Genomic DNA, 8,696 nt, shown 5'->3' on the forward strand with positions numbered 1-8,696 from the left:
GCCAAAGCTGCAAGTAACGACCTGAGATCTTGTTACTTACACCTACTTTTTGTTAACTATCGAGAAATTATCATTTAACAATTGACAACTAAGGGCGATTTCCTATTCAATAACAACAGTGATTATTCACGACAGAAGAGGTGCGTTACCTAGGTAGCAAAATTGAAGGGCCCAACCCTAAATCAATTTTGTGAGGGAGAGTAACGCCGAGATATCACCTGTTTGGGGCAGATGATATCGGCTATGAGAGTTGAATCTCTCAGGCTGTCATCTAAGTCAGGTTGACGATGATGGGGAGCTTCTGGGTAGCCGCACCAGCGTTACTGCCTATTACCTCCTCGACAATGGACGTCGGGAATTCTTCCGAAGCAAAAAGTCTACTTTGCCGTATTTACGATATCAAGGGAGAACACCGTAATGAGCAAGCTTTCGACCGCCACAACCAACCCAGTGATTGTGGCTAAATTTGGTGGCACCAGTGTCGCTGACTATGCCGCAATGTGTCGCAGTGCCAATATAGTTATTGCCAATCCACACACCAAAATAGTATTAATAAGTGCTTGCTCAGGTGTGACCAATGTACTAGTCGCCTTAGCCAAAGGCATTAGTGATACCACTTTACGCCAGCAACATTTACAGCAATTAACCGATACTCACCAACAGATACTGGATCAACTTCAGCATCCACACGCAGTGAGTGGTGCTATTTATACACTATTAGATGATATAGCCTCTGCCTCTGCGCAGGCAGCAATAGCATCATCATCACAACTTACTGATAAATTAGTCAGTCATGGCGAGCTATTATCAACTTTCCTTTTTAGCCAAATTTTAGTCGAGATGAATGCTACTGCAATACGATTTGATATTCGAGATGTAATGCGAACAGATAATCAATTTGGCAAAGCGATTCCACAGCCAGCACTTATTCGTCAATTAGCTCAACAACATTTAGTGCCACTTATCGATACTCAGATTGTGGTTTCACAAGGCTTTATTGGCCGTGATGAGCTTGGCAATACCACCACACTAGGGCGAGGTGGCAGTGATTATAGTGCAGCATTAATTGCAGAAGCCGTTGATGCGACCACGCTAGAGATCTGGACCGATGTTCCGGGAATGTACACTACCGATCCTCGCATTACAGCTGCAGCAAAACCGATCAAAGAAATCAGCTTTAGTGAAGCCTCTGAAATGGCCAATTTTGGTGCTAAGATCCTCCATCCATCAACACTGGTTCCAGCCATTCGTCACCAGATTCCGGTATTTATTGGGTCATCAACAGCGCCGCAACAAGGTGGAACATGGATCAGAAAAACCGTGAATCAAGCACCACTCTTTAGAGCATTAGCATTGCGTGGAAATCAGACTATGGTGACACTCACCAGTCTTAATATGTTTCAAGCTTATGGTTTTTTAGCCGAAGTGTTTCGTATTTTGGCAGAACATAAAATCTCGGTCGATTTAATAACCACCTCAGAAGTCAGTGTTTCGTTAACGCTCGATCAAACCGATACTGGCGGCGGTGCCCCTACATTACCTTCCGCTGCCGTTGAACAATTAAATCAATTGTGCCGTGTTGATATTGAACAGGGATTGTCGTTAGTGGCGTTGATTGGTAATCATATGAGTGACAGTAAAGGCTCAGCCAAGCATATCTTTGGCGCACTTGATGCATATAATTTACGCCTTATTTGTTATGGTGCTAGTCCACATAATTTGTGCTTTTTAGTCAATGAAGCCGATGCTAAATCAGTCATAACAACCTTGCATCAACAACTTTTAGAATAATTACTATCAAAACAAACAAGAAAAAAGATAAAACAAAGGCGCAATATTTGCGCCTTTTTTATTTTAACCTAATGATTATTTTACAAATTAGGCCCAAGCCACTTTTCAGCTTCGATCAAATCCCAACCTTTGCGATCAGCATAACTTGCTAACTGATCATGCTGGATCTGTGCGACAGCAAAGTAGCGCGCATCAGGGTGTGAGAAATACCAGCCAGATACTGCAGCCCCCGGCCACATGGCATAACTTTCGGTCAACACCATGCCAGTATTGGCTTCTGCATCCAATAACTGCCAAATCGCCCCTTTTTCGGTATGTTCAGGACAGGCGGCATACCCAGGAGCTGGACGAATACCTTGGTACTTTTCACGAATCAAATCGTCATTATTAAGATCTTCATCAGCGGCATAACCCCAGATTTGTTTACGTACCATTTGATGCATACACTCAGCAAACGCTTCAGCTAATCGATCTGCCACCGCCTGAATCATGATTGCATTATAATCATCACCTTGCGCTTTAAACTGATCAGCAATATCGTATTCACCAATCCCACCCGTCACTGCAAAAGCACCAATCCAATCGGCTTTGCCGCTTTCTTTAGGGGCAATATAATCAGATAAACAATAATTTGGCCCTTTGGGCTTCTTGGTTTGTTGGCGTAAACCATGCAATATCGTTAGTACTTCAGTACGAGTATCATCGGTATATACTTCAATATCATCACCAATATTATTGGCAGGAAATAACCCACACACGCCATTAGCTTTGATCATGCCTGTACGTTCAATGTCATCAAGGATCTTATTAGCGTCGTTAAATAACTTGGTTGCTTCAACCCCAACAACTTCATGGCGTAAAATGGTGGGATATTTACCACTTAATGACCATGTCATAAAAAAGGGTGTCCAATCGATATATTGGCGTAATTTAGCCACCGGGAAATCGGTAAAGGTGTGCACACCCGCTTGTTTTGGTTGCGGCGGCGTATAATTTTCCCAATCAAGCATAACCGCATTTGCACGAGCTTGATCTAAGGTAATTGGAGGCGTTCGTGGCTTTTTACGTGCATGTTGTTCACGCACGACATCATATTCAACAGCTAGGCGCTCAACAAATGCTGGCTTCTGGTGCTCAGATAATAATGCCGAGCAAACCCCTACAGCGCGTGAAGCATTTGAAACATACACCACTGGCTGTTGATAATTTTGTTCAATCTTCACCGCAGTATGCGCTTTTGAAGTGGTGGCGCCACCAATCAGTAATGGTACCTCAAACCCACGTCGCTGCATTTCTTTGGCAACATGCACCATCTCATCAAGTGATGGCGTGATCAAACCGCTCAGTCCAATAATATCAACGTCTTGTTCTTGGGCAACCTGCAATATTTTATCGCATGATACCATCACACCTAAGTCAATAATTTCATAGTTATTGCATTGAAGTACCACTCCAACGATATTCTTACCTATATCGTGAACATCGCCTTTTACTGTGGCTAATAAAATTTTACCGTTGGTATATCCCGCTTGTTTTTCGGCGTTGATATAAGGTTCTAAATAGGCAACAGCTTGTTTCATAACGCGAGCGGATTTAACCACTTGAGGCAAGAACATCTTGCCTTCACCAAACAAGTCACCAACGACATTCATGCCCGCCATTAGTGGGCCTTCAATCACTTCTAATGGCTTGCTTGCATTAGCTCGCGCAAGCTCAGTGTCTTCAACAATAAACTCAGTAATGCCTTTAACCAGCGCATGTTCTAAGCGCTTTTCAACTGGCCAGCTACGCCATTCTTGCTGAGTTCGATCTTCTTCAACCGCACCGCTATCACGATAGTTAGCGGCAATATCAAGCAAACGATCGGTACTATCATCACGACGATTAAGTACCACGTCTTCAACGGCATTACGTAATTCATCAGACAGATCATCATAAATAGCTAACTGACCTGCATTAACGATCCCCATATCCATGCCATTTTTAAAACAATAATATAAAAACACCGCATGGATAGCTTCTCGAACCAGATTATTACCCCGAAATGAAAACGAGACATTAGACACTCCTCCAGAAACCATCGCGTGAGGTAACGTTCGTTTAATATCAGCAACTGCCTCAATAAAATCGACCGCATAGTTATTGTGTTCTTCTATGCCTGTCGCAACCGCAAAGATATTGGGATCGAAAATAATATCTTCCGGCGGAAAGCCCACTTCATCAACCAGGATATGATAAGCATTAGTACAAATTTCAATTTTACGCTCACGTGTATCAGCTTGGCCTTCTTCATCAAAAGCCATCACAATCACTGCGGCACCATAACGACGTAACAACTTAGCTTGAGTTATAAAATTCTCTTTACCTTCTTTGAGTGAAATAGAATTAACTATTGGTTTGCCCTGAACACATTTCAGTCCAGCTTCAATGATCTCCCACTTTGATGAATCGACCATAATCGGCACTTTTGCGATCTCAGGCTCAGTCGCACACAAATTAAGGAAGCGCACCATTGCCGCTTGCGCATCCAACATGCCTTCATCCATGTTGATATCAATAATTTGAGCACCAGCCTCAACTTGCTGCCGAGCGACCTCTAGTGCTTCATCATAAAGTTCATCTTTAATTAAGCGTTTAAAACGTGCAGAGCCAGTAACATTGGTTCGCTCACCAACGTTAACAAATAAACTTTCAGCCTCAATAGTCAGTGGTTCTAATCCCGATAATCGACAAGCAATTTTAATCTCAGGTAATACGCGAGGTTTAATATTTTTGGTTACTTGATACATCTGCCGAATATGCTCCGGTGTCGTACCACAGCAGCCGCCAACCAAGTTTAAAAAACCTTGCTGAGCCCACTCTTTAATATGCTCAGCCATTTCATCAGCTTCAAGATCATATTCACCAAACGCATTAGGCAACCCTGCATTAGGATGAGCGGAAACAGCACACTCTGAAATACGGGATAACTCAGCCACATATTGACGTAACTCATCAGGACCGAGGGCGCAATTTAAGCCAAAGGAAATCGGCTTTACATGGCGCAAAGAATTATAAAAAGCTTCAGTAGTTTGACCTGAAAGCGTACGTCCAGAGGCATCAGTGATGGTTCCTGAAATCATCACCGGAAGCTCATAACCAAGCTCGTCAAAAACCCCAGTGACCGCAAAAGCACAGGCTTTAGCATTCAAAGTATCAAAAATAGTTTCAATCAAAATAATATCAACACCACCTTTGATTAACGCGTGGGTCGATTCACGATAGGCAATCACCAACTCATCAAAAGTGACATTACGAAAACCAGGATCATTGACATCAGGGGAAATAGAACAAGTACGGTTCGTTGGTCCTAAAACACCCGCCACAAATCGGGGTTTATTCGGCGTTTGTGCTGTCCACTCATCTGCCGCCTCACGGGCAAGCGTTGCCGCCGCAAAATTAATTTCGGCACTGAGGCTTTCCATATCATAATCAGCCATCGCAATGGTGGTCGCGTTAAAGGTGTTGGTTTCTAAAATATCAGCGCCAGCCTCTAAATATTCCAGATGAATATCTTTAATTAGCTGTGGTTGGGTTAATACTAATAGATCGTTATTCCCTTTAAGATCTGCATGCCAATCATTAAAACGTTGGCCACGGTAATCTTGCTCGTCAAGCTTATAACTTTGAATCATGGTGCCCATACCGCCATCAATGATCAAAATCTGCTGTTCAAGTCGCTTATGCAGTACATCCTTGCTTTTTAACACCACATTACATCCTTATAATCCATTACAGCTTGATAACATCCTATCACAATTCAAATAGGAATCTAGACGTCTAAACATGTACAATGGCAAAATAAATTAATAAGCGGTAGCCATTACTAACTGATGGTTTTACTATCACAAGCAATTAAATCTAATCAATAAATTAATCTAGAGGTTTCGCATGTCGGTTTACAACACCCTCTGCTTTCTAGCTGCAGCAGCAATGTTAATAGCTTTTATAAACAGTAAGATAGGTAAAATGCAAACCACCATCGCCATTACGGCTGGTTCACTTATCTTATCATTACTTATCATTTTTGCAGGCCATAATGGCTGGTTTCATCTTGAAGATATTGCTTCGACCCAGATGGGAAAAATCAACTTTGAAGACTTTTTATTAAAAGGGATTTTAGGATTTTTGCTCTTTGCAGGTGGGCTTGGTATTAAACTGCCACACCTCAAAGAGCAAAAATGGGAAATCACAACTTTAGCATTAGGCTCTACTCTATTTTCAACCTTTTTTATTGGCTTTAGTTTGTGGGGTATTTGTCAGTTACTGGGGATCCAACTCGATCTTATTTACTGCTTACTGTTTGGTTCTTTGATCTCACCAACCGATCCGATTGCTGTACTTGCTATCGTAAAAAAAATGAATGCACCTCGACGAATTTCGACCCAAATCGAAGGTGAGTCATTATTTAATGATGGGTTTGGTTTAGTTATCTTTGTGACGCTATTTACCATCGCCTTTGGCAATCAAAGTCCAACCGTTTTGAGCGTCAGCCAATTATTCATACAAGAAGCAATTGGTGGCATTGTTTATGGTTTCATTCTCGGTTTAATCTTTCATTACCTTATATGCTCGACTAATGACCACTCAATGGAATTACTATTAACCATCGGTATTCCAACAGCAGGCTATGCTTTTGCCGAAATCATCCATGTCTCTGGCCCACTTGCCATGGTTGTCTCTGGCATAATGATCGGTAACTGGACTCGCTATATTGGATTTTCAAAAGAAAGTGAAGAACACCTTGATCACTTCTGGGAATTAGTTGATGAATTTCTAAACAGTCTATTATTCTTACTTATTGGTATGACCATGCTTGAATTTAGCTTTCACCAAGAAGACTGGATTCTAATGGCAATTGCAATACCACTAGTATTACTAAGCCGTTATTTAAGTGTAAAGCTGCCTTATATTGGCTTTAGCCATTACCGTCAATACAATCCAATGTCAGTTAAAATTCTAACATGGGGTGGTTTACGAGGTGGTCTAGCACTAGCGATGGCAATGGCTGTACCTGCGGGTGTTATTGTTATTCCAGAAAAAGATATAGATGTGAGAGAAATCATCCTAGTCATGACTTACTCTGTAGTGGTGTTCTCTATTTTGATTCAAGGTTCAACTATCACCTCATTAATAGAAAAAGCCAAACTGTGGGAAAAGCAGAATAAAAATTAAATTCAACCTCACACGTAGATAACAAAAAGGCCAGCTAATTAAGCAGGCCTTTTTATTAATCTTTGGTAAAGCTGGCTTCTGAAAAGTGCGCCAAATCATAAGGTGTCTGTTGATAAACACAATAATTAAGCCAATTACTAAAAAGCAAATGCCCATGACTACGCCAACTCGCAACAGGCGTGCAGTTAACATCATCATTAGGATAATAATTTACAGGAACCGGTGGTTCCATTCCCTGTTCACTGTCACGAACATACTCATGATGCAATGTGTCAACATCGTATTCAGGATGACCGGTAACAAAGACATTACGCTTATCTTTAGTCGCAGCTAAATAAACCCCTGCTTGATCAGATGTCGCTAAAATATCTAAGTCAGTATGCTTACTTAGATAATCTGCAGAAAAATCAGCATAACGAGAATGAGGGGCAAAAAAAGTATCATCAAAGCCACGTAACACCGGGTGGTGACAATCATGGATACGATGATGATAAACCCCAGACAATTTTTCTTTACGTGTTCGCTTTGGTAAATCATACAACAACTTCAATCCAGCTTGAGCAGCCCAGCAGACAAACAATGTTGAGGTCACATGATCCTTAGCCCAATTCATAATCAGCTGAATTTCTTCCCAATACAGTACATCTTCAAACTGCACTAACCCTAGTGGTGCTCCTGTCACAATCAAACCATCAAAATTACGGTCTTTCACCATTTCAAATTGACGATAAAAGGTATCTAAATGTTCTTGAGGAGTATTTTTTGTTGGTCGGTTATCAATCCGTAATAACTCAACATCCACTTGTAATGGACTATTAGAAAGTAAGCGTAAAAACTGAGTCTCAGTCTCAATTTTCTTTGGCATCAAGTTTAGTAATAACACTTTCAGTGGTCGAATTCCCTGACTGGCAGCACGCGCTTCCGTCATAACAAAGATATTTTCACTTCTTAAAATATCTGTTGCAGGTAAACGATCCGGTATTTTAATTGGCACTTTGGTTTTCTCCTTACCCCAAAACAGCTTTAGCCGTCTAGATATCTAGTTAAAGCTATAGAAAAAACAATATTGGTGCAAGTAAAATTCAACAATCCTAACCGATACTAAAGCGTGATTTTAATAAATAAGTTAAAAATATTAGAAGGAATAAAAATATTGATAGGCTAGAAATGAAAAAACCCAGCCGAAGGCTGGGTTTTAAAGAGGTATTTAGCAATGTCCTACTCTCACATGGGGAGACCCCACACTACCATCGGCGCTACAACGTTTCACTTCTGAGTTCGGCATGGGATCAGGTGGTACCGCTGTGCTATGGTTGCTAAAAAAATAAATGGTGCTAGTACCCAGAGTCGAACTGGGGACCTCACCCTTACCAAGGGTGCGCTCTACCAACTGAGCCATACCAGCACACAAAGCTGTTATGAATCTGCAAGTGCAAATTCTAAAATTTGAGCCTGGCGATGTCCTACTCTCACATGGGGAGACCCCACACTACCATCGGCGCTATTACGTTTCACTACTGAGTTCGGCATGGGATCAGGTGGGTCCATAACGCTATGGTCGCCAAGCAAATTCTGGTTTATTTATTGTCATGACAATAAATAGCAATCTGGGAAAATCTAACTAGTTGTTCTCAAGACGCATTCAAGTGTTTGTAGAGTCCGTCTCTTCTCTTTGAGAAGAAAAACCCCTT

The 8,696-nt window shown here is 41.5% G+C and carries 4 protein-coding genes, 1 tRNA gene, 2 rRNA genes and 1 riboswitch; of the genes, 2 read left to right on the plus strand and 5 right to left on the minus strand.

Features of this window, described 5'->3' with window-relative positions:
• The first annotated feature begins 127 nt into the window (after positions 1-127).
• Positions 128-309, plus strand: a riboswitch (Lysine riboswitch).
• 108 nt (positions 310-417) lie between these two features.
• Complete coding sequence (lysC, locus tag Q0V26_RS10580; protein ID WP_297481636.1) at positions 418-1,791, plus strand: lysine-sensitive aspartokinase 3; 1,374 nt, start codon at positions 418-420, stop codon at positions 1,789-1,791.
• Positions 1,792-1,871: 80 nt separating this feature from the next.
• Here the strand turns inward: lysC and metH are convergent, their stop codons facing one another.
• Positions 1,872-5,543, minus strand: a complete 3,672-nt coding sequence (metH, locus tag Q0V26_RS10585) for a methionine synthase (RefSeq protein ID WP_297481638.1) — start codon at positions 5,541-5,543, stop codon at positions 1,872-1,874.
• 178 nt (positions 5,544-5,721) lie between these two features.
• Between metH and Q0V26_RS10590 the strand changes: the two genes are divergently transcribed.
• A complete protein-coding gene (locus Q0V26_RS10590) occupies positions 5,722-7,005 on the plus strand; it encodes a sodium:proton antiporter (RefSeq protein ID WP_297481640.1) in 1,284 nt (427 codons plus the stop codon).
• Positions 7,006-7,060: 55 nt separating this feature from the next.
• On the opposite strand, the gene metA is transcribed toward Q0V26_RS10590, so the two are convergent.
• The 4 genes from metA to rrf (Q0V26_RS10610) form a co-directional block, all read right to left on the minus strand.
• Entirely contained in the window at positions 7,061-7,999 is a 939-nt protein-coding gene (gene metA, locus Q0V26_RS10595) for a homoserine O-succinyltransferase (protein WP_297481641.1), read from the minus strand.
• 211 nt (positions 8,000-8,210) lie between these two features.
• Positions 8,211-8,326 (minus strand): 5S ribosomal RNA (gene rrf / locus Q0V26_RS10600).
• Between the two features lie 8 nt (positions 8,327-8,334).
• A tRNA-Thr gene (locus Q0V26_RS10605) sits at positions 8,335-8,410 on the minus strand.
• Between the two features lie 45 nt (positions 8,411-8,455).
• Positions 8,456-8,571, minus strand: a 5S ribosomal RNA gene (gene rrf / locus Q0V26_RS10610).
• Between the last annotated feature and the right edge of the window lie 125 nt (positions 8,572-8,696).

Source organism: uncultured Photobacterium sp. (assembly GCF_947039875.1).
Lineage (GTDB): Bacteria > Pseudomonadota > Gammaproteobacteria > Enterobacterales > Vibrionaceae > Photobacterium.

Bases quoted from the DNA above. Each gene is read 5' to 3' on its own strand.
- Q0V26_RS10590 (WP_297481640.1), top strand. From the start codon at position 5,722: ATGTCGGTTTACAACACCCTCTGCTTTCTAGCTGCAGCAGCAATGTTA.
- lysC (WP_297481636.1), top strand. From the start codon at position 418: ATGAGCAAGCTTTCGACCGCCACAACCAACCCAGTGATTGTGGCTAAA.